Here is a 22,123-nt window from a genome sequence, read left to right as displayed (position 1 = left end):
CTCCGCCCGTCGCGGCTTTTGTCCGACACGGCATAGCCCGGGCCTGGCATAAGTCTTATAATGCGAGGCTGATTCTCCCTTACCAACATAAAAGAACATCTCTCAATCAGGAGCCTGCGAATGGACGAGCAATTGCGTCAAAGCGCACTGGAGTTTCACCAGTTCCCGACCCCGGGCAAGATTCAGGTTGCCCCGACCAAGCCGCTGACCACCCAGCGCGATCTGGCACTGGCCTACTCCCCCGGCGTGGCCGCCCCCTGCGACGCCATCGTCGAAGATCCGCTGAACGCCTACAAGTACACCGCCCGCGGCAACCTGGTGGCCGTGATCTCCAACGGCACCGCGGTGCTGGGCCTGGGCAACATCGGCGCGCTGGCCAGCAAGCCGGTGATGGAAGGCAAGGGCGTGCTGTTCAAGAAATTCGCCGGCATCGACGTGTTCGACATCGAAGTCAACGAGCTCGACCCCGACAAGCTGGTCGACATCATCTGCTCGCTGGAGCCGACCTTCGGCGGCATCAACCTGGAAGACATCAAGGCGCCGGAGTGCTTCTACATCGAGAAGAAGTGCCGCGAGCGCATGGGCATCCCGGTCTTCCACGACGATCAGCACGGCACCGCCATCGTCGCCGCCGCCGCGGTGCTGAACGGCCTGCGCCTGGTGAAGAAGGAAATCGGCGACGTGCGCGTGGTGTGCTCCGGCGCCGGCGCCGCCGCCATCGCCTGCCTGGACCTGTTGGTGGCACTGGGCGTCAAGCGCGAGAACATCACCATCTGCGACTCCAAGGGCGTGGTCTTCGTCGGCCGCGACGAGAAGCTGGACGAGTCCAAGCTGCGTTACGCCATCAAGGACAACGGCTGGCGCAAGCTGGCCGACGCGATGGCCGGCTCCGACATCTTCATGGGCCTGTCCGGCCCGCGCCTGGTCAGCCAGGACATGGTGAAGAGCATGGCCCGCGATCCGTTGATCCTGGCGATGGCCAACCCGGAACCGGAAATCCTGCCGCCGCTGGTCAAGGAAGTGCGCCCGGACGCCATCATCGGCACCGGCCGCTCGGACTTCCCGAACCAGGTCAACAACGTACTGTGCTTCCCCTTCATCTTCCGCGGCGCGCTGGACGTCGGCGCGACCACGATCAATGAAGAGATGAAGCTGGCCACCGTCCGCGCGATCGCCGATCTGGCGATGGCCGAACAGAACGACGTGGTCGCCACCGCCTACGGCAACCAGGAGCTGTCCTTCGGCCCGGAATACGTGATTCCGAAGCCGTTCGATCCGCGCCTGATCGTCAAGATCGCGCCGGCCGTGGCCCGCGCCGCGATGGACTCCGGCGTCGCCACCCGCCCGATCGAGGACTTCGACGCCTACGCCGACCAGCTGGCGCAGTTCGTCTACAAGACCAATCTGTTCATGAAGCCGGTGTTCGCCCAGGCCAAGCTGGATCCGAAGCGCGTGGTGATGACCGAGGGCGAGGACGAGCGCGTGCTGCACGCGACGCAGGAGATCGTCACCCAGGGTCTGGCCAAGCCCATCCTGGTGGGCCGTCCGAGCGTGATCGAGAAGCGCATCGAGAAGCTCGGCCTGAAGCTGCGCCCCGGCATCGACTTCGAGCTGGTCAACAACGAGTCCGATCCGCGCTTCGCCGAATACTGGAAGGACTACTACAACCTGATGAAGCGCAAGGGCGTGTCTCAGGAACAGGCCCGCCGCCGCGTGATCGGCAACACCACGCTGATCGGCGCGATGATGGTGCGCCGCGGCGACGCCGACGCGCTGATCTGCGGCACCTACGGCCCGTACCGCCAGCACTTCGACATCCTGGAGAACGTGCTCGGCTACGCCAACAAGGACAAGGTGGCCGGCGCGATGAACGCGCTGATCCTGCCGACCGGCAACATCTTCATCACCGACACCTACGTCAACGCCGAACCGACCGCCGAGCAGCTGTCGGCGATCACCCGGATGGCGTCGGAGTCGATCAAGCGCTTCGGCATCCAGCCGAAGGCCGCGCTGCTGTCCAACTCCAGCTTCGGCGCGCTGGGCACGCCGTCGGCTCAGAAGATGCGCGCCGCCTTCGACCTGATCCGCGAAAGCCAGCCGGAACTGGAAATCGACGGCGAGATGCAGGGCGACGCCGCGCTGGTGGAAAGCATCCGCCAGCAGGCGCTGCCGGACTCGACGCTGAAGGGCTCGGCCAATCTGTTGATCATGCCCAATGTCGAGGCCGCCAACATCAGCTACAACCTACTGCGCGTGTCGGCGTCCGACGGCGTGACCATCGGCCCGATCCTGATGGGCATGGCCAAGCCGGTGCACATCCTGACCCCGATCTCGTCGGTGCGCCGCATCGTCAACATGGTGGCGCTGGCCTCGGTGGACGCCCAGGCGACCGCGCAAGGCTGATAGCCGCCGGAGTCCGCTCACTGGCGGGCTCTTGGGCTTATACTGAACGGGCAAGCGTCGCTTGCCCGTTTTTTCATGCCGATGCAGGATATGCGCGATGAGCCAAGACCATTCCAACGATCCGTTCGCCTTGTTCCGCCAGTTCTGGCAACAAGCCACGCCGCCCGGCATGCAGGCCTTTCTGCCGCCGATGTCGGAAGAAGAAATAGACCGCAAGCTGGCCGAGCTTAAAGTGGTCGAAGGCTGGCTGACGATGAATCTCGGCGTGCTGGCGATGCAGATCAAGACGCTGGAAATGCAAAAGGCCGCGCTGCATTCCATGCGTCCCAAAGACTCGCCGGCCGGCTGACGCGTGCAGGCCCCACGCCCCGATAGCGCGCCCGCCCTGCCCTGGCTCGCGCTGGCGACGCTGCTGCTGCTGTGGCTGCTGCCCGGCCTCGTCGGCCACGAGCCGTGGAAGCCCGACGAGGCCTACACCTTCGGCCTGGTGCGGCATATCGCGCAGACCGGCGACTGGATCGTCCCGACGCTGGCCGGCGAGCCCTTCCTGGAAAAGCCGCCGCTGTTCTTCATCAGCGCCAGCCTGACGATGCGCCTGCTGCAGGGCTGGCTGGGCGCGCCCGACGCCGCCCGGCTGGCCGCCGGCGCCTGGATACTGTTCGGCTTGCTGGGCCTGGCGCTGGCGGCGCGACGGCTGCTCGGCCCCGGTTTCGGCCGCTGGGCGCCGGTGCTGCTGATCGGCGCCGTCGGCCTGCCGCTGCGCGCCCACCAGCTGATCACCGACACCGCGCTGATGGCCGGTTTCTGCTGGGGCCTGGCCGGTCTGTGCCATGCGCCGGCCCAGCCGCTGCGCGCCGGACTGATGCTGGGCGCCGGCGCCGCCATCGCCTTCCTCAGCAAGGGGCTGCTCGGCCCCGGCTGTCTCGGCGTCACCGCGCTGGCGCTGCTGCTGCACCCGGCCTATCGCCGGCGCGGCTATCTGCAGACGCTGGCGATCGCGCTGCTGGTGGCCCTGCCGCTGCCGGCGCTGTGGATGCACGAGCTGTACCAGCGCAGCCCCGAGCTGTTCCACCTGTGGCTGGACGCCAACAACTTCGGCCGCTTCAGCGGCCGCTCCCATCTGGGACCGCGCGCGCCGCGCTGGTTCTACGGCCGCACGCTGCCGTGGTACGCCTTGCCGCTTTGGCCGCTGGCCGGCCTCGCCGTCTGGCGCGCCCAGCGCCGCAAGCTGGCGGCCGACGCCATCCTGCCCCCGCTGTCGCTGTTCGCCTGTACGCTGGCGGTGCTGGTCGCCTCCGCCGACGCACGTGAACTGTACGCGCTGCCGCTGCTGCCGCCATTGGCGCTGCTGGCGCTGGCCGGCCTGCCGTTCCATGCGCGCGCGCCGCGCTGGCTGTCCATCCCCCAATACACCTTGCTGGCCCTGCTGGCCGCCAATCTGCTGCTGGTCGCCGCGACGCTGAGTTTTCCGCTGGACGCCGGCTGGACCCGCCATCTGCTCAGCCATCGTTTCAGCGGCTGGACGCCGGACTTCGTCTTAGCCGGCTGGCTGCTGTTCGCGTCGATGGCGATGGCGCTGGCGCTGTGCTGGCGCCTGCCGCTGCCCGGCGGCGCGCGCCTGGCCTGGCGCTGGAGCGTGGCGATGACGCTGCTGTGGTGCGGCCTGGCCACGCTGTGGCTGCCCGCGCTCGATCACGGCATGCGCTATCGCGAGGCCTTCACCGCGCTGAAACCGAGGCTGGAAGCGGCCGCCGGCGACGGCGGCTGCGTCGCCAGCCTGGGATTGGGGGAGCCGCAGCGCGCGCTGCTGGAATACTATGCCTCCTTCCGCACGGTGAGGCAGGAAACCCAGCCGCAGGCGGCGCGGCAATGCCGCTGGCTGCTGCTGCAGACGCTGCACGACCAGATTCCCGAACCGTGGGATCGCCGGGAACCGGTCTACAGCGTAGCGCGCGCCGGCGACCACAAGGAACGCTTCCGGCTTTACCGCCAGCCATAGCGGCCGTTCACGCTGCGCCGCCCCACGGCGGCCCATGTTCCGCCGCTTGCGGGCGACGGCGCATAAAACGGCATACCCCATCATAGGATGGGGACCTAACGTCACACACAGTCACACTCTACTAAACAACTTTTAACAACTTATTGTACGTATTTACCCTATCCTAACGACTCATAGGATGAGGTATGGCATGACTGTAATTAATTCCGTGGATCTGTTCTGGTCGCTGGCCAGCGGCGAGTTTTCCCGCCGCGACGGCTTCGATGAAGGCAAGAACCGCTTCAAGTTCGCATTGCGCGGCATGTTGACGCTGCCGTGGACGCTGCGCTGGCTGGATACGCTGCGCGCGCAGACTCTGCACACCTACTTGCGGCGCAATCCCCGGCTGGCATGCAAGTTGCACCGTCCGTATCTGTACCGCTCGCTGGGCATCAGGGGCAAGCTGCAGACGCTGCAGGCGCACTACCAGTTGCTGGAGCAGTGCTTCGGCGCCCACGCCCGCCGCTTGCTGCTGTCCAGCGAGACGCTGCCGCTGGCTCGCCTCAACGGCAAGAACGACGCCGAATTGCTGCTGCTGCTGACCCAGCAGCACAGTTTCGACAAGGAAGGCGAGATGTCGCTGCAGGTTTGCAATGCCGAGCGCGTGCCGCTGGCGACGCTGACCTTCACGCTGACCCGCCGCGACGACGCCGTCGCCATCGTGGTCGGCGGCCTGCAGGGGCCGCCCAAGCCCCATGGCGCGGAACACGTCCAGCAGGCGACCAAGGCCGCCCACGGCCTGTTCCCGAAACGGCTGGCCATCGAGGCGCTGGCCGCGCTGGCGCGCCGGATCGGCGCCACCGAAATCCTGGCCGTCGGCAACAGCGAGCACATCTACAGCTCCTGGCGCTACCGCCGTCATTTCTTCGCCGACTACGACAGTTTCTGGCTGACGCTGGAAGCGGAGCCGGTCGACAACAAGCGTTTCTTCCGCATCCCGCCGACGCTGCCGCGCAAGGCGCTGACCGACATCGCCAGCAAGAAGCGCGCCGAATACCAGCGCCGCTACACGCTCCTGGACGAATTGGCCGCCCAGACCGCCGCGGCCCTGTAAGCGCCGCCGCTACGGGCGCGCCAGGCTGAACGCCGGCTGCGCCAGGCTGTAGCGGTCCCCTCCCAGCTTGCCCACCGCCTGCAGCGCGACATCGTCGATGGCGCCGTCGCGCCAGACATGGTCGGCCACGTGGATCAGCTTCACTTCGGCCAGCACCAGATTGCCGGCGCCGGTGCCGTGGCCGAAAGTCAGGCACTGGTGCAGCGTGCACTCCAGCCTGACCGGCGCCTCGGCCACTCCCGGCGGCTTCACTGTCGTACTGGCCGTCTTGCCGACGCCGGCCAGCTGGAATTCGTCGACTTCGGCCGGATAGCTGCCGCAGCTGGCGTTCATCGCCGCCGCCAGCTCGTGGCTGACGATGTTGACGACCAGCTCGCCGGTCAGCCTGATATTGGCCAGCGTGTCCTTGTCCCTCTCCGACGCCTGCTTCAGGATGCTGATGCCGAGCAGCGGCGGATTGACGCTCATCACGTTGAAGAAGGAAAACGGCGCCAGATTGCAGACACCCTTCAAATCCTGGGTGCTGACCCAGGCGATCGGCCGCGGCAGGATGCAGCCCACCAGCAGTTGATACAGATTCGTCCGCTCCAATTGCTGCACATTGAACTCCATCTTGTCTGGTCGCCTGCGGTGAATATTGCCATGCCATCATTCTAATGCGCATGCGCACCGCTCTGCCAGTCGGGGATTCACTGGTTTGCCGCGCCGCCTGCCGTTAAAATGCCCGGATGAACGCACCCCGCTTTGTCCATCTTCGCCTCCACTCGGAGTTCTCCATCACCGACGGCATCGTCCGCCTCGACGACGCGGTCAAGCGCGCCGCCGGAGACGGCATGCCGGCGCTGGGCATGTCCGACCTGATGAATCTGTTCGGCATGGTCAAGTTCTACAAGAGCTGCCGGAGCAAGGGCATCAAGCCCATCATCTCCACCGACATCTGGCTGGAGAACGAGGAGGACCGAGACAAGCCGTACCGGCTGATGCTGACGGCGAAGAACCGCGAGGGCTACCGCCGGCTGTGCGAACTCCTGACCGAGGCCTTCAGCCACAACCAGTACCGCGGCCGCGCCGAGATCAAGCGCGAGTGGCTGGCGTCCGGCGACAACGGCAATCTGCTCTGCCTGTCCGGCGCCCACCTCGGCGACGTCGGCGTCGCCTTGTCCATGGGCCAGCGCGACGAGGCGCGCCTCCGCGCCGAATACTGGGAAAAACTGTTCCCCGGCGCCTTCTATCTGGAATTGCAGCGCCTGGACAACCCCCAGGTGGAAAGCGTGGTGCAGGCGACGCTGTGGCTGGCCGGCGAGATGGCGCTGCCGGTGGCGGCCACCCATCCTATCCAGTTCATGGACAAGGACGACTTCAAGGCCCACGAGGCGCGGGTGTGCATCGCCGAGGGCTACACGCTGGGCGACAAGCGCCGGCCGCGCGCCTTCCACGACTGCCAGTACTTCCTCGGCACCGACGAAATGGTCGAGCGCTTCGCCGACATCCCGGAGGCGCTGGCCAACACCGTCGAAATCGCCAAGCGCTGCAATATCTCGGTGGTGCTGGGCAAGAACTACCTGCCGCTGTTCCCGACGCCGGACGGCATGTCGCTGGACGACTTCCTGGTCCACGAGGCCAAGCGCGGCCTGGAGGAACGGCTGAAACAGCTGTACCCGGACGAGACCGAGCGCCAGGAAAAGCGGCCCGACTACGACGCGCGGCTGAAGTTCGAGTGCGACACCATCATCCAGATGGGCTTCCCCGGCTACTTCCTGATCGTGGCGGACTTCATCCAGTGGGGCAAGGCCAACGGCTGCCCGGTCGGTCCCGGCCGGGGCTCCGGCGCCGGCTCCCTGGTGGCCTACAGCCTGTCCATTACCGACCTCGACCCGCTGAAATACGCGCTGCTGTTCGAGCGCTTCCTGAACCCTGAGCGGGTGTCGATGCCCGACTTCGACGTGGACTTCTGCCAGGAAAACCGCTGGCGGGTGATCGAATACACGCGCCGCAAATACGGCGAGGAGGCCGTCAGCCAGATCGCCACCTTCGGCACGATGTCGTCCAAGTCGGTGATACGCGACGTCGGCCGCGTGCTGGATCTGCCCTTCGGCCTGTGCGACCGGTTGTCCAAGCTGATCCCGCTGGAGGCCAACAAACCGTTGAGCCTGACGAAGGCGATGGAAGTCGAGCCGCAGATCGGCGAGATCATCGAGAACGAGGGCGCGGGCGAGCTGATCGAGCTGGCGATGACGCTGGAGGACCTGACCCGCGGCATCGGCATGCACGCCGGCGGCGTGCTGATCGCGCCGGGCCGGCTGACCGACTTCTGCCCGCTGTACATCGCCAGCGGCGACGGCGCGTCGCCTGTGTCCCAGTTCGACAAGGACGACGTCGAGCAGATCGGCCTGGTGAAGTTCGACTTCCTGGGCCTGCGCAACCTGACCATCATCGAGCTGGCGCAGAAATATATCAAGGACACCACCGGCGAGGACGTCGACGTCGCCCACCTGCCGCTGGACGACAAGCCGGCATACAAGGTGTTCGCCACCGCCAACACCACCGCCGTGTTCCAGTTCGAGTCCACCGGCATGAAAAAGATGCTGGTGGAGGCCAAGCCGAGCAAGTTCGAGGAAATTATCGCCTTCGTGGCCTTGTACCGTCCGGGCCCGATGGACCTGATCCCCGACTTCATCCAGCGCATGCACGGCGCCAAGTTCGAATACCTGCACCCGCTGCTGGAGCCGGTGCTGGCGCCGACCTACGGCATCATGGTGTACCAGGAGCAGGTGATGCAGTCGGCCCAGGTCATCGGCGGCTACTCTCTGGGCGGCGCCGACCTGCTGCGCCGCGCGATGGGCAAGAAGAAGGTCGAGGAGATGGTGGCCCAGCGCGCGATGTTCGTCGAGGGCGCGGCCAAGCAGGACATTCCCGAAGCCAAGGCCAACGAAATCTTCGACTATATGGAGAAGTTCGCCGGCTACGGCTTCAACAAGTCGCACGCCGCCGCCTACGCGCTGGTCGCCTACCACACCGCCTGGCTGAAGGCCCACCACTGCGCGGCCTATATGGCGGCGACGATGTCCACCGAATTGGACAACACCGACCAGCTGAAGGTGTTCTACGACGACTGCCTGGACAGCAAGAACGGCATCGCCTTCCTGCCGCCGGACGTCAACCACGGCTTCTACCGCTTCGTCCCGGTCAACCGCAAGGAAATCCGCTACGCGCTCGGCGCGATCAAGGGCACCGGCGAGTCGGCGGTCAACCACATCGTCGAGGTGCGCGAGGCCGGCGGCCCGTTCACCGACCTGTTCGACTTCTGCAAGCGCACCGACAAGAAGCTGGTCAACAAGCGGGTGATCGAGGCGCTGATCCGCGCCGGCGCCTTCGACGCCATCGAGCCGAACCGCGCGCTGTTGTTCGCCAACGTCGGCCTGGCGATGGAGGCCGCCGAACAGGCGCACGCCAACGCCAACCAGGGCGGCCTGTTCGACATGTTCGGCGACGACGTCGCGCCGGCGGTGGAGATGGTGGCCACCCGGCCTTGGAGCGACGCGGTCAAGCTGGCCGAGGAAAAACTGGCGATAGGCTTCTACCTGTCCGACCACCCGTTCTCGGCCTACGAGAAGGAAGTGCGCGGCTTCATCAAGACCACGCTGTCGCGGCTGACGCCGCGCAAGGAGCCGCAGTTGCTGGCCGGCTTCGTCACCGGCATCCGGGTGAAGGTGGGCAACCGCGGCAAGATGGCCTTCGTCCAGCTGGACGACGGCACCGCCAAGCTGGAAGTCAGCCTGTTCGCCGAAAGCTTCGAGCTGAACCGCGACAAGCTGAAGGAGGACGTGGTGCTGGTGGTGGAAGGCAAGGTCAGCGAGGACAGCTTCTCCGGCGGCCTGCGCATCGTCGTCGACAAGCTGCTGAGCCTGGGCGAGGCGCGCAGCCGCTACGCCCGCGGCCTGGCGCTGCAGCTGCCGGCCAAGCCCGACATCGCCCGTCTGAAGGCCGAGCTGCATCCGTTCAGAAGCCAGGACGCCGGCAGCCTGGTGCGGCTGGCCTACAACAACGGCCAGGCGCGCGGCGAATTGATGCTGCCGCAGGAATGGGGCGTGCGCCTCGACGACGGCCTGCTGCTGGCGCTGTCCGAGTGGCTGGGCGAAGGCAAGGTCCGCGTGCTGTGGTGACGCCGCCGCGCTGAAACGCCCTCCCCCGCGCCGCCGTTCGATCGAACGGCGGCGTTTTTCATCGCGGCGCGCCGCCTTGCCAGCCGCCCGGCCGCGCCCCTATCATGCCGATGGGCTCCCCGCGGCCGCCGTCGGCACCGGCCGGAAACCCAGGCCGGGCGGCCATTGGCGTGCCGCTGTCGCCTGACTGTCGCCCCGCTGTCCTTGTCCATCCCGACGGGCCGAACCACACTGCAGCCAGTGATAGCACGGAGGTTTTATGCTGATACAGAAACTGAGGCTGCAACGCGGCTGGTCGCAACAACAACTGGCCGATCTCAGCGGTTTGAGCGTGCGCACCGTCCAGCGCATCGAGCGCGGCCAGGGCGCCAGCGTCGAGTCGCTGAAGTCGCTGGCCTCCGTGTTCGAGATCGACTTCTCGGAACTGCACAAGGAGCCCGCCATGATGGACCCGACCACCCCCGACGCCGTCGCCGCGCCCGCCGCCTCCCGCGAGCTGGAGGACATGCTGGCGCTGCAATATGTGAACCGTCTCAAGCGTTTCTACCGGCACCTGATCCAGTATGTGCTGGTGATGATCGCGCTCGCCGTCATCAACCTGGCGACCTCGCCGCACCACTTGTGGGTGATGTGGCCGGCGCTGGGCTGGGGCATGGGCCTGCTGGCGCACGCGATCGGCACCTTCGAGCTGCTGCCCGTCCTGGGCCCGGACTGGGAGCGGCGCCAGGTCGAAAAACGCCTGGGCCGCAAGCTGTCGTCCTGACGGACGCCCGCCCGCCAGGACGACGGCGGCACCTCAGCCGCTGACGCTGACGACGCCGGTTTCGACGTGGCCGACCAGGCGGCGGACGAAGTTGGTGTCGTTGCTGCAGGTGACGGTGAAGTCGTACCAGCCCGAGGTCGCGCTGAGGTTCCAGCTCAGCAGCTGGCCGCCGCCTGCTGCGACCGCCACCTGCTGCGCCGCGCCGCCGCCGTAGCCGTTGGCGGTGATCTGGAAGGTCGCCAGCTTGCCGCCGCCATTGCTCAGCTGCAACGTCAGCTGCGGCACGCCCAGAGCCACCGACGAGGCCGTGCCGGTCGCCTCGAGCACGCCCATCGCGCTGCGCAGATTGCCGGCGTAGCGGCGCAGGAAGCCGTTGGGGCCGTAGACCGTCAGGTCGTAGAAACCGCCGCCGTAGGTCTGCGCGTGGAAATAGTCCTTGATCTCGCCGCCGGCCGCCACATCGTACTGCCACGGCCCGTCGCTGCGGAACTGGTTGGCGTAGATCGAATAGTGGACGGCCTGGCTTCCGCCGTTCTGCATATGCACCCAGAAGATGCCGCCTGCGACGTCGGTGCTGCCATAGCCGTTGCACTGGTAGGGCAGCGCGCGCGCCGGACGGCGGCCGGCCTCCGGCTGCGGCATCTGGCCCGGCACCGGCGCGGTCGGCGCCGGCCAGCTCTTGCTCTGCTGCGCCTGGGTCAGCAGCGCGGCGGTGTCCGGGAAGGCCGGCACCGAGACGTTGCTGCTGCCGAAATCGAGCGCCGTGCTCAGATCGCCGCAGACCTGGCGGCGCCAGGCCGAGATATTGGGCTCCGGCACACCGGTCCAGGTTTCCAGGAAGCGCAGCACCGAGGTATGGTCGAAGACCTGCGAACAGACGTAGCCGCCGCGGCTCCACGGCGACAGCACCAACATAGGCACCCGCGGTCCCAGGCCGATGGGCTTGCCGCCGATGAACTCGGCGGCGGTGCCGGCCGGCGGCACCGGCGGCGGCACGTGGTCGAACAGGCCGTCGTTCTCGTCGTAGTTCAGCAGCAGCACGGTGGACGCCCAGACGTCCGGATTGGCGGTCAGCGCCTGCAGCACGCGGTCCAGCAGGTAGGCGCCGGCGGCCGGCGGCGCGCTCGGATGCTCGGAATACGCCTCCGGCGCGACGATCCACGACACCTGCGGCAGCGTGCCGTTGACCGCGTCGTTGCGGATGGCCGCCACCAGGTCCTGCACCGAGTTGCCGCTGACCTTGGGCACCGAGCTCATGCCGCGGTCGTACAGCGGATTGCCGGCCTTGGCGTTGCGGTACTGGTTGAACCAGGCCAGCGCGTTGTCGTCGTAATTGTCGCCGAGTACCTGGTACACCTTCCAGCTGACGCCGGCCGACTGCAGGCGCTCCGGATAGGTGGTCCAGCTGTAGCCCTTCTCGCTGTTGTCGATGACCGGCCCGCCGTTCTTGCCGGCCGGGTCCACCATGCCGCTCCACAGATAGAGGCGGTTCGGATTGGTCGGTCCCTGCACCGAACAGAAATAGTTGTCGCAGACGGTGAAGGCGTCGGCCAGCGCGTAGTGGTAGGGAATGTCGGCGCGGCCGTAGTAGCCCATCGTCAGGCTGCCCTTGGCGGCGATCCAGCCGTCGTACTTGCCCTGGTTCCACGCGGCGTGGGTGCCGGTCCACGAATGGTCGAGATCGCTCAGGTACTGGGCGTTGGTGCGACTGGTGTCCAGATGGAACGGATATTCGCCGGCGCCCAGATTGGGCTGGCGGAACACGCTGCTGCCGCTGCGCAATTGCAGGGCGCTGCGGTCGCCGAAGCCGCGCACGCCCCTGAGCGTGCCGAAATAATGGTCGAAGGACCGGTTCTCCTGCATGAACACCACCACATGCTTGACCGCGGACAGGCTGCGGCCGGCCGGCCGGATCGCCATCGCGGCGGCCAGTCCCGGGGGCAACGCGCCGGCGGCCATGCCGGCGGCCGACAGCTTGAGAAACTCACGACGTGACAACTCGCTCATGACAACGCTCCGGAAATGTTCAAGATCAATGACCGTGTCAATCCTGGTCAGCGCGCAGTGTGCGGAAGGAATATGATTTTTTGATTAAAGGCGATCTTCCGCCGGCCCGCCGCATCGTTTACGCTGTCCCCCTCTTTCGTACACCTGGACATCCCATGACCTTGCGCCCGGCCCGGCTCTCCGACCTCGCCGCCGTCTTCGCCATCGAGCAGGCGGTGTTCGGCGGTCACGTCTATCCCGACTTCTTCTTCCGCCAGGCGCTGGAGCTGTGGCCGGACTGGTTCTGGCTGGCGGAAAACGGCGACGGCGACATCGTCGGCTACGCGCTGGGCGCGCCGTCGCAGCGGCCGGACGAATTGTGGCTGCTGTCGCTGGCGCTGCTGCCGGCCTGCCGCGGCCGCGGCGTCGGCCGCGCGCTGGCGCAGGCGGCGCTGGACGCGATGCGGCCGCGCGCGCGCAGCGTCCAGCTGACCGTGGACCCGGCCAATCCGGCGGCGGCGCTGTACCGCAGCATGGGCTTCGTCGAGAGCGGCCTCGACGACGGCTACTTCGGCCCCGGCGAGCCGCGGCTGCTGATGCGGTGGCAGCCCGGCTGACATGCGCTACACTCGGTCTTTTGCCCAAGTGACGTTCGCATGACATTCCTGCCGGTCCTGACCGCCGCGGCCGCCTGCCTCGGCTACTACCTGATACTGGCGCTGCGCCCGGCCTGGCTGGCCGTCCGCCTGGCCGGCGTGCCGGCCTCGATCGCGCTGGCGCTGGCGGCGATGCTGCTGTTCTGCCTGATCGCCGCGCGGCACGGCCGTCGGCGCGGCGGAGCGCCGCGATGAGCCATGCCCAGCTGCTGTTCCTGGCGCTGATCCTGCTGACGCTGGGCCTGACCGCCGCCGCCCGCCGCCGCACCGCCTCGCTAGACGACTTCTACACCGCCGGCGGCCGCGTCCCGGTCTGGCAGAACGCGCTGGCGCTGGCCGGCGACTATCTGTCGGCCGCCGCCTTCCTCGGCGCCGCCGGCATGTATCTGGGCCAGGGCTACGACTCGCTGGCCTACGCGGTCGGCACGCTGGCCGGCTGGCCCTTGCTGCTGTTGCTGCTGGCCGGGCCGCTGCGGCGCCAGGGCCGCTACACCGTCGCCGGCGTGCTCAGCCAGCGCTTCGACCACGCCGGCGTGCGGCTGATCGGCATCGCCTGCTCGCTGACGGTGACGCTGTGCTATCTGATCGTGCAGCTGGTCGGCGCCGGCAAGCTGATCGAACTGCTGTTCGGCCTGCCCTATCTGGCCGCCGTCGGCCTGGTCGGCGCGCTGATGATGGCCTATGTGGCGCTGGGCGGCATGCTGGCCACCACCTGGGTGCAGATCAGCAAGGCCAGCCTGCTCTTCGTCTGCGCGCTGCTGCTGGCAGGCGGCGCCCTCGCCCGCTTCGGCGGCAGCCCGGCGGCGCTGTTCGACGCCGTCGAGCGGCTGCGCGGCGCGGCCGCCTTCCTGCCTAGCCGGGCGCTGTCCGACCCGGTGGAGATGCTGTCGCTGGGCCTGGGTCTGAGCCTCGGCCTGCTGGGCCTGCCCCACGTGCTGATGCGCTTCTTCACCGTCGCCGACGAGGACGCCGCGCGGCGCTCGGTCGGCCTCGCCACCTGGCTGGTGGCGGCCTTTTTCGCGCTGAACATCGTCATCGGCTACGGCGCGCTGGCGCTGGTCGGCCCCGATCCTCAATTCCACGGCGCCGACGGCAAGCTGCTGGGCGGCGGCAATATGGCGGCGCTGCACCTGGCCGAGCTCCTGGGCGGCGACTTCGCCCGCGCGCTGGTGGCCGCCGTGGCCTTCGCCACGATACTGGCGGTGGTGGCAGGCCTGACGCTGGCCGGCGCCAGCGCCGTCAGCCACGACCTGTACGCCGGCTGGCTCAAGCGCGGCCGGGCCGAGCCGCGCCGCGAACTCGCGGTGTCGCGGCTGGCCGCGCTGGGCCTGGGCCTGGCCGCGATGCTGCTGTCCACCGTGTTCCAGCAGCTGAACATCGCGCTGATGATGGGCCTGGCCTTCGCCATCGCCGCCTCGGCCAACTTCCCGCTGCTGGTGCTGGCGCTGAACTGGCGCGGCCTGAGCGCCCGTGGCGTCATCTGGGGCGGCGCGGCCGGCATCGCCGCCTCGCTGGCGCTGATCATCTGCGGCCCGGCCGTGTGGGTCGCCGCGCTGGGCCACGCCAAGCCGCTGTTCCCGTATGCCAATCCGACGCTGTTCTCGCTGCCGCTGGCCTTCGCCGCGGCCTGGCTGGGCTCGCGCCGGAGCATGGCCCCGACACTTTCCCGAAAGCAATCGCAATGAACACACTGACCCTGTACGGCAACCGATACTCCGGCCACAGCTACAAGGTGAGGCTGGCGCTGATGCTGGCCGACATCTCGCACGACTACGCCCACATCGACATCTCGCTGCCGCGCGATCAGCGCCCCGACGACTTCCGCGCCGCCAGCCGATTCGGCGAGGTGCCGGTGCTGGTCGCCGACGGCGTGCCGCTGTGCCAGTCGAACACGATCTTGCTGTGGCTGGCCGACAACTACGGCGCGCTGGCCGGCGCGCTGGGCGAGCGCCAGCGCGTGCGCGAATGGCTGAGCTGGGAAGCCAACCGGCTGGGGCTGTCTTTGCCGAACCTGCGCTACTCGCGCCTGATCGCCCACTATGAGCCGGCGGTGGAGGCCTGGCTGGAAAGCCGGCTGCGCGCCGACCTGGCGGTGCTGGAGCGGGAGCTGGCCGAGCGCCGCTACCTGGCCGGCGACCAGGTCAGCATCGCCGACGTCTCGCTCTGCGGCTATCTGTGGTGGCTGTCCGACGCCGGCCTGGACATCGCCGACTGGCCGAATATCCAGGCCTGGCTCGCCCGCATCGCCGCCCAACCGGGCTGGCAGCATCCGGACGAGCTGATGGCGGCCGACATCCCGGAATAAGCGAGGCTGCCATGGCCGGGCGGCAGGTGGTATGGTTGAAGGCGGAGGCGCCGGCCAAGCCGGCGCCGGGCCTGCCGTGCAACGGCTGCGGCGTCTGCTGCGCCGCCGCCCCCTGCCCGCTGTCGCGGCTGCTGCTGAAACACCGCGCCGGCCCGTGCCCGGCGCTGGAATGGGAGGCGCCGCGCTACCGCTGCGGCCTGCTGCGCTCGCCCGGCCACCACCTGCCCCGGCTGCCGCGCTGGGCCGAGCCGCTGTTCCGGCGGCTGGCGCGCCGTTATCTCGCCATCGGCCACGGCTGCGACAGCCTGGCCACAACAGAGGAAGACCGATGAACCGTCCCGACTGCATCAAGCACTGGAGCGAGTTGCAAAGCGACAGACCACGCTATTACTCCGGCAGCCAGGAGCCGCTGTCCCGCGGCAGCGCGCTGGGCAAGCACTACGGCTTCGCCCGGCTCGGCATCCACCACGAAGTGCTGGAGCCCGGCTGTCGCACCAGCTGGCCCCATGCCGAAAAAACCGAGGACGAGTTCATCCATGTGCTGGAAGGCACGCCCGACGTCTGGCTGGACGGCACCCTGCACCGGCTGCGGCCTGGGGACTCGGTCGGCTTCAAGGCCGGAGACGGCCTGGCCCATACCTTCATCAACAATACCGACGAGATCGTCCGTCTGCTCTGCGTCGGCGACACGGACAGAGCGGACAACCGCATCCACTACCCGCGCCATCCGGAGCGCAACCAGTTCCTGGGCCCGCTGCACTGGTTCGACGTCCCGTCCCGCCCGGACGGCGGCCACGACGGCCTGCCGGACAAGCTGCGCGACAGCGACGGACCTTTCTGAGGAGCAGGGACAAGATGCTGACGCTAGCCGACCCGTCCTTGCTGGATATTCCCGTGGCCGGCCATGCCGACCCCTTCGTCGATCTCGCCGATTATCCGGACTGGGCGGTGGACCTGAGCCGCAGCCAGATCGCCAGCCGCAGTCCGCATTTTCTCAAGGCCCGCCGCGCCGTGGCCGAGCGCCTGCGCGACGCCGCCCGCCGGCTGCCGGACGGCCTGCGCCTGTACGTCAAGGAAGCCTACCGCCCGTTGGCCCGCCAGCAACGCTCCTACGACGAGCACCTGGCCCGGCTGCGCGAGCGGAGACCGGAGCTGGATGAAGCCCAGCTGCTGCGCGAGGCCAGCCTCTATGTCGCGCCGCCGGCGGTCGCCCCACATCCCACCGGCGCGGCGCTGGACCTGACGCTGATCGACGCCGCCGGCATGGAGCTGGACATGGGCTGCCCGTTCAACGCCGACAGCGAGGAGTCCGGCGGCGCCTGCCACACCGACAGCCCGGGCCTCTCCGATCAGGCGCGAGCCAATCGCGCCGTGCTGATCCGGGCGATGCTGGACGCCGGCTTCGTCAATTATCCATCCGAATGGTGGCACTGGTCGTACGGCGACCGCTACTGGGCCGCCGTCAGCGGCGCGCCTGCCGCGCTGTATGCCGTCGTCGACGAAAGCCTGCTGGAAACGATATGAGCGATTTTCTGCCGCGGCTGGCCGCCATCGTCGGCCAGCGACACGTGCTGAGCGCCGACGCCGACACCGCGCCGTTCACGCTGGACTGGCGCCGCCGCTACCAGGGCGCGCCGCTGGCCGTGGCGCTGCCCGGCGACACCGCCGAGACGGCCGAGATCATCAGACTGTGCCGCGAACACAAGGTGGCCGTCGTACCGCAGGGCGGCAATACCTCGACCTGCGGCGCGGCGACGCCGGACGGCAGCGGCCGCCAATTGGTCGTCGCGCTGCGCCGGCTGAACCGCGTCCGCCGCGTCGACGCCGACAACAACGCGCTGACCGTCGACGCCGGCGTCACGCTGCAGCAGGCACAGCAGGCGGCCGAGGCCGCCGGCCGCCTGTTCCCGCTGTCGCTGGCCTCGCAGGGGACCTGCCAGATAGGCGGCAATCTGTCGACCAACGCCGGCGGCGTCGCGGTGCTGCGCTACGGCACGATGCGCGACCTGACGCTGGGACTGGAGGCGGTGCTGCCGGACGGCCGCGTGCTGGACCAGTTGCAGGGCCTGCGCAAGGACACCACCGGCTTGGACCTGAAGCAGCTGTTCATCGGCGCCGAGGGCCAGCTGGGCCTGATCACCGCCGCCACGCTGAAGCTGTTCCCGCTGCCCAGCGCCCACGCCACCGCGATGGTCGGCGTCGACGACATCGAGACGGCGATAGACTGGCTGAACCGGCTGCGCCACCGCTTCGGCGACCGCTTGACCGCTTTCGAGGTGATCGACGCGAACTGCCAGCAGGTGCTGCAGCGCCACCATCCGTCGCTGATGCCGTTCACCGCGCCGTGGCTGGTCCTGATCGAGCTGTCCGACGGCGGCGATCCGGCGCAATTGAACGACGCGCTGGTGGAATGGCTGTCCGTCCAGACGATGACGGACGGCGTGGTGGCGCAGAACGAGACCGAGCGGCGCAAGCTGTGGACGCTGCGCGAGGAGATATCGGAAAGCCAGCGCAAGGACGGCCCCAGCATCAAGCACGACATCGCCGTGCCGACCTCGGCGCTGCCGCGGCTGGTGCGCGACTGCGCGGCCGATCTGGACAAGGCGTTTCCCGGCGTGCGCATCGTCGCCTTCGGCCACGCCGGCGACGGCAATCTGCACTACAACGTCAGCTATACCCGGCCCGGCAACGCCGATCTGTTCGACGACGAGACGGCCGTCAACGCCATCGTCTACGACCACGTCTACCGCTTGGGCGGCACGCTGGCGGCCGAACACGGCGTCGGCCAGTTGAAGAAGGACTGGCTGGTGCGCTACAAGGACCCGCTGGCGCTGGAGCTGATGCGGACGATCAAGCGGGCGCTGGACCCGGACGGGCTGATGAATCCGGGGAAGTGGTTGTAAACCCGCCCCCTCCCCCCCCGGCGGGAGAGGGGGCGCGACTCAAATCGCCAAGCGGCCGATCGCCGCCTCCCACGACTCTCCGCGCCGCCGTGCCAGCGTCAGCGACCGATACCACGGCGTCGCCGCGCCATCGACGCCCCAGCGCCAGTCGACATGCTCGCCGGCCAGCAACAGCCGGCAAGGCAGGCCCAACGCGCCGGCCAGGTGCGCCATCGCGGTGTCCACCGCCACCAGGCCGTCCAGCTCCGCCAGCAGCGCCGCGCTGTCGGCGAAATCCCGCAAGCCGGCGCCCAGTTCCAACACGCCGTTCTTTCCCAGCCATTCCCGCTCGGCCTCGCCCGGCTCCGGCTGCAGCGAAATCCAGTTGGCGCCGCGATCGGCCAGCAGCGGCAGCCAAGCCTCCGGCCCCGGCAAGGAACGGCAGTGGTCGAACGGATGCTCGGCGCGGCCGCGCCAGACCAGGCCGATCTTGCGGCCGGCCGGCAGCCGGGCGCGCCAGGCCTGCCGCAGCGCCGGATCGGCCCGCAGATACGGCTCGCCCGTCGGCGGTTCGAACGCGCGCAAAGCCCATGGCAGGCTCATCGAAAAAACATGGCAGTCGTGCGGCGGAAACTCGGCCGGGTAACCGCCGTCCATCGGCAGCCATTCCAGCTGCGGCCATTGCCGGGCGAACAACGGCAGCAAGGGTCGGCGGCAAAGCGCGACGACGCGCGCCGCGCCCTTTTCGAGCAGCGGATTCAGATAGCGGCTGAACTGTATCGCGTCGCCGTAACCCTGCTCGAACACCACCAGCAACCGCCGCCCCGCCAGGCTCTCGCCTTGCCAGCGCGGCGACGGCAAGACCGGGCAGGCGGCCGCCTCCAGCCTCGCCTCGTGATTTTCCCAGCCGGCCCGCCAATCGCCGCGCGCCAATTGCAGATAAGCCAGGTTCTGACGCAGCCGGCGGTGCTCCGGCGCCGACGCCAGGCCCAGCTCCCATGCCTGCCTGGCCTCGTCGTCCCGCCCCTCTTCGCACAAGGCCAGTCCCAGCAGATTCAGCCAGTCGGCTCGGCCGGGCTCTACCGCCAGCGCCTGCCGCGCCAGGCTTGCCGCCTCCGCCGCGCGGCCGGTGGCGAGCAGCAGCGAGGCCAGATTGGGCAGCACCTCGGCGGGCCGCGCCGCGTAGGCGGCGCGCAGATGCCGCTCGGCCTCGTCCCAGCGCCGCCGGGCCATCAGCAACAAGCCCAGATTGTTGCCGGCGACGACATGGTCCGGCGACGACTCCAGCGCGCGCCGCAGCATGGTTTCGGCCTCGCCGGCCTCGCCCCTCTCCTCCAGCAGCCGCCCCAGCAGCTGCAGCGCCTCGACATCGTCCGGCTCCTCGTCCAAGCAGGCCCGCAGATGCGTCTCGGCTTCGTCGGACCGGCCCAGCTCGCCGAGCAGGCGGCCCAGCTGGTAATGCGCGCTCGCGTCCGGCCCGGCGGCCAGCCGGCGGCGGAAACAGGCCTCGGCCTCGGCCGGGCGGCCGGCGTCCTGCAATAGATTGCCGAGATTGCCCAGGCTGGAGCGATGGGCGGCGTCGCGCGCCAGCTCGGCGCGATAGTGCGCCTCGGCCTCGGCCGCGTCGTCCCGCTCCATCGCCAGGCAGCCCAGGTTGTAATGCGCGTCCGGCGTCGCGGGATCCTGCGCCAGCGCCTGCGTCCAGCATTGCGCCGCCAGCGTCCGCTGGCCGAGGCGCGCGGCGCAGACGCCCAACAGATTCCACAGCGGCGCGTTGCCGGGCTCGGCCCGCAGGCCGTCCTGCGCCGCTCGCAGCGCGCCTTGCAGATCGCCGTCGGCCAACAGGCGGGCGGCTTCGAGCGTATCGGGGGAAAGCAGGGTCATCGCGGCTTCCGAAATCGTTCCACTCCGGATCATCGACGCAAAAACGCCGCCCGGCAAGGCGGCGTTCGAGAAGACGGATCGAGGCTTACAAGCGGAACTTGTTGAACTCGGCATCCATCTTGCCGGCATTGCCGGCCAGTCCGCTCAAGGTGCTGCTGACGCTCTGCAGCACGTCGTCGTTCTCCAGCACGTGGCCGTTGATCGCCTCCGAGCTCTGCGCGATCAAGGTGGTGGCCTTGTGCTGCTCCTGGGTGGAATTGGAGATCTCGCTCATCTTGGCCACCACGTCCAGCATCGACTCGCGTATCGCGGCGATATTCTCGACCGCCTCGCGGGTCAGGCCGACGCCCTCGTCCACCGCCTGCACCGTGCTGTTGACGTCGCCGACGGCGCGGCCGGTCTCCTCGCGGATCGCGCCGACCATATTGGAGATCTCCAGCGTAGCCTGGGCGGTGCGCTCGGCCAGCTTGCGCACCTCGTCGGCGACGACGGCGAAGCCGCGGCCCTGCTCGCCGGCCCGCGCCGCCTCGATCGCCGCGTTCAGCGCCAAGAGATTGGTCTGGTCGGCGATGTCGCGTATCACATTGGTGATGCCGGAGATCTCCTGCGAGCGCTTGTCCAGCGAGGACAGCATCTCCTCCAGTCCGCGCACCGACTGCACGGTGTTCTCCATGCCGGACGACAGCCGCTGCATATTGTCGGCGCTGGCGGCCAGGTTGTGGCCGGTGGAGCTGGCCAGCTGGTCGGCCTGGCGGGCGCTGTCGGCGATGTGGGAGATGGAGACGGTGATCTGCTCCAGCGTCGCGGCATTGGACGAGGACACGTCGGAAATGTGGCGCGAGCTCTGCGCGACGCTGGCGACCAGCTGGCTGGCGTCCTGCACGCCGCCGACCACCCCCTGCGCATCGCCCTTCAGGCCGCGGAACAGATGGCCCAGCTGGGCGACGAAGGTGTTGAACGCGCGCGCGGTGGCGGCGATCTCGTCCTGGCCGTCGTCCTTCAGCCTCAGCGTCAGATCGCCCTGGCCGCGGGCGATGTCCTCCATCGCCGCCTTCAGCCGCACCAGGCCCGCCAGCATCCGGCCTATGATCAGGCTGGAGAACGGAATCATCAGCGCGAACACCAGCAGCGTCAGTCCGCCTATCGTGTACAGCAGCGTGTCCAGCGGCGCCAGGATGACCTCGCGGTCGGACACCAGCGCCAGTATCCAGTTGGTGCCGGGAATGGCCTGGGCCGCGATCAGCATGCCCTTGCCGCCGATGTCGACGTCGGAGGCCTTGTCGTTCTGCACCAGCTGGGCCAGCCGGTCGGCGGTCAGCGACGGCACCACGCCGGTGATGGGCTTCAGCGTCAGCTCGGCCTGCGGGTGGGCGATGATGGTGCCCTTCTTGTCGACGATGAAGGCGTAGCCGTTGCCGCGCACCTTCAGCGCCAGCACCGACTTCACCAGCGTGTCCACCATCACGTCGCCGGCGACCACGCCGCCGAAGGCGCCGTTGTGGTTGAACGGCGCGGCGATGGTGACGGTCAGCTTCTTCGTGGCCTCGTCGACATAGGGATCGGTGACGATGGGCTGGCCGGCGGCCTGGGCCAGCTTGTACCACTCGCGGTCGGCCACCTTGTAGTCGGCCGGCGCCTGCCAGTCGTCGGAGAACAGCGTGCGGCCGTCGGCGTAGCCGACGTAGTTGACGTTGAAGCCGCCGGCCTTGGTGCCGACCTTGAGGAAGCGCAGCGCGTCGGCCTCGCCCGCGGCGCCGGTCTGGGCGACGATCTGCTGCTTCTTCTCGCCGAGCCAGGTGGTCACCACCGCGCTCTGGCCCTTCAGGCTGGCGGCGAATTCGTTGTCCAGGCCCCCCAGGATTTCCGATCGCATCTGCATGAAGACTATGGTCACCAGGACCAGGCCGAACAGCGCCATCAACAAGGCGTTGAGCGCTATCAGGCGGCTGCGGAGTGATTTCATCTGTTTCCCTTTTCTACGCTGTCATG

At 68.4% G+C, this 22,123-nt stretch carries 18 protein-coding genes; 14 read left to right on the top strand and 4 right to left on the bottom strand.

All coding sequences use genetic code 11. The features are described 5' to 3' along the window. Window positions 1–120 precede the first annotated feature (120 nt). The 4 genes from WNM05_RS04325 to WNM05_RS04310 all read left to right on the top strand — a co-directional run bounded on the left by WNM05_RS04325 (window position 121) and on the right by WNM05_RS04310 (window position 5,495). Window positions 121–2,403, top strand: coding sequence for an NADP-dependent malic enzyme (locus tag WNM05_RS04325; protein WP_434632798.1), 2,283 nt, complete (start codon window positions 121–123; stop codon window positions 2,401–2,403). A gap of 97 nt (window positions 2,404–2,500) precedes the next feature. Then, window positions 2,501–2,752, top strand: a complete 252-nt coding sequence (locus tag WNM05_RS04320; protein WP_434632797.1) for a PhaM family polyhydroxyalkanoate granule multifunctional regulatory protein — start codon at window positions 2,501–2,503, stop codon at window positions 2,750–2,752. A 3-nt stretch (window positions 2,753–2,755) separates the two neighbouring features. After that, window positions 2,756–4,402, top strand: a complete 1,647-nt coding sequence (locus WNM05_RS04315) for an ArnT family glycosyltransferase (protein WP_434632796.1) — start codon at window positions 2,756–2,758, stop codon at window positions 4,400–4,402. Window positions 4,403–4,592: 190 nt separating this feature from the next. Next, window positions 4,593–5,495 (top strand): VirK/YbjX family protein, encoded by a 903-nt coding sequence (locus WNM05_RS04310; protein ID WP_434632795.1) that lies wholly within the window; start codon window positions 4,593–4,595, stop codon window positions 5,493–5,495. Between the two features lie 9 nt (window positions 5,496–5,504). Here WNM05_RS04310 and WNM05_RS04305 read toward each other — a convergent pair whose 3' ends face one another. Then, a complete protein-coding gene (locus WNM05_RS04305; RefSeq protein WP_434632794.1) occupies window positions 5,505–6,107 on the bottom strand; it encodes a flavin reductase family protein in 603 nt (200 codons plus the stop codon). A gap of 116 nt (window positions 6,108–6,223) precedes the next feature. On the opposite strand from WNM05_RS04305, the gene dnaE reads away from it, so the two are divergent. Beyond that, window positions 6,224–9,658, top strand: a complete 3,435-nt coding sequence (gene dnaE / locus WNM05_RS04300) for a DNA polymerase III subunit alpha (RefSeq protein WP_434632793.1) — start codon at window positions 6,224–6,226, stop codon at window positions 9,656–9,658. Window positions 9,659–9,917: 259 nt separating this feature from the next. Beyond that, window positions 9,918–10,421: a 2TM domain-containing protein gene (locus WNM05_RS04295; RefSeq protein ID WP_434632792.1), complete on the top strand. Its 504-nt coding sequence runs from the start codon at window positions 9,918–9,920 to the stop codon at window positions 10,419–10,421. 33 nt (window positions 10,422–10,454) lie between these two features. Here the strand turns inward: WNM05_RS04295 and WNM05_RS04290 are convergent, their stop codons facing one another. Next, window positions 10,455–12,428, bottom strand: a complete 1,974-nt coding sequence (locus WNM05_RS04290; protein ID WP_434632791.1) for a phosphocholine-specific phospholipase C — start codon at window positions 12,426–12,428, stop codon at window positions 10,455–10,457. A gap of 155 nt (window positions 12,429–12,583) precedes the next feature. Between WNM05_RS04290 and WNM05_RS04285 the strand changes: the two genes are divergently transcribed. From WNM05_RS04285 to WNM05_RS04250, 8 genes are read left to right on the top strand one after another with little or no spacing between them, the layout of a single operon-like run. Next, window positions 12,584–13,024 carry a GNAT family N-acetyltransferase gene (locus WNM05_RS04285; RefSeq protein WP_434632790.1) on the top strand — a complete coding sequence of 147 codons (441 nt, stop codon included), beginning with the start codon at window positions 12,584–12,586 and terminating at the stop codon, window positions 13,022–13,024. Window positions 13,025–13,063: 39 nt separating this feature from the next. After that, on the top strand, window positions 13,064–13,258 hold the full coding sequence (locus WNM05_RS04280; RefSeq protein ID WP_434632789.1) for a hypothetical protein: 195 nt from the start codon (window positions 13,064–13,066) through the stop codon (window positions 13,256–13,258). Continuing rightward, a complete protein-coding gene (locus WNM05_RS04275; RefSeq protein ID WP_434632788.1) occupies window positions 13,255–14,748 on the top strand; it encodes a sodium:solute symporter family transporter in 1,494 nt (497 codons plus the stop codon). The genes WNM05_RS04280 and WNM05_RS04275 overlap by 4 nt, the downstream gene beginning before the upstream one ends. After that, window positions 14,745–15,368 (top strand): glutathione S-transferase family protein, encoded by a 624-nt coding sequence (locus tag WNM05_RS04270; RefSeq protein WP_434632786.1) that lies wholly within the window; start codon window positions 14,745–14,747, stop codon window positions 15,366–15,368. Before WNM05_RS04275 ends, WNM05_RS04270 begins: the two co-directional genes overlap by 4 nt. Before the next feature lie 11 nt (window positions 15,369–15,379). Beyond that, entirely contained in the window at window positions 15,380–15,700 is a 321-nt protein-coding gene (locus WNM05_RS04265) for a hypothetical protein (protein ID WP_434632785.1), read from the top strand. Beyond that, window positions 15,697–16,209: a cupin domain-containing protein gene (locus tag WNM05_RS04260; RefSeq protein WP_434632783.1), complete on the top strand. Its 513-nt coding sequence runs from the start codon at window positions 15,697–15,699 to the stop codon at window positions 16,207–16,209. The genes WNM05_RS04265 and WNM05_RS04260 overlap by 4 nt, the downstream gene beginning before the upstream one ends. Window positions 16,210–16,223: 14 nt before the next feature. Then, the gene (locus WNM05_RS04255; RefSeq protein ID WP_434632782.1) at window positions 16,224–16,892 is read left to right on the top strand and encodes a M15 family metallopeptidase; all 669 of its coding nucleotides are present in this window, start codon (window positions 16,224–16,226) and stop codon (window positions 16,890–16,892) included. Continuing rightward, on the top strand, window positions 16,889–18,271 hold the full coding sequence (locus WNM05_RS04250) for an FAD-binding oxidoreductase (RefSeq protein WP_434632781.1): 1,383 nt from the start codon (window positions 16,889–16,891) through the stop codon (window positions 18,269–18,271). The genes WNM05_RS04255 and WNM05_RS04250 overlap by 4 nt, the downstream gene beginning before the upstream one ends. Window positions 18,272–18,310: 39 nt before the next feature. Here WNM05_RS04250 and WNM05_RS04245 read toward each other — a convergent pair whose 3' ends face one another. Together WNM05_RS04245 and WNM05_RS04240 are read right to left on the bottom strand one after the other, a co-directional pair. Beyond that, window positions 18,311–20,134 (bottom strand): tetratricopeptide repeat protein, encoded by a 1,824-nt coding sequence (locus tag WNM05_RS04245; RefSeq protein ID WP_434632780.1) that lies wholly within the window; start codon window positions 20,132–20,134, stop codon window positions 18,311–18,313. 85 nt (window positions 20,135–20,219) lie between these two features. Then, entirely contained in the window at window positions 20,220–22,097 is a 1,878-nt protein-coding gene (locus WNM05_RS04240) for a methyl-accepting chemotaxis protein (protein ID WP_434632779.1), read from the bottom strand. Window positions 22,098–22,123: the final 26 nt, after the last annotated feature.

This window comes from Chromobacterium sp. CV08 (assembly GCF_051129845.1).
Classification (GTDB): Bacteria; Pseudomonadota; Gammaproteobacteria; order Burkholderiales; family Chromobacteriaceae; genus Chromobacterium.
This window is presented reverse-complemented; position numbering and strand designations above follow the sequence as displayed.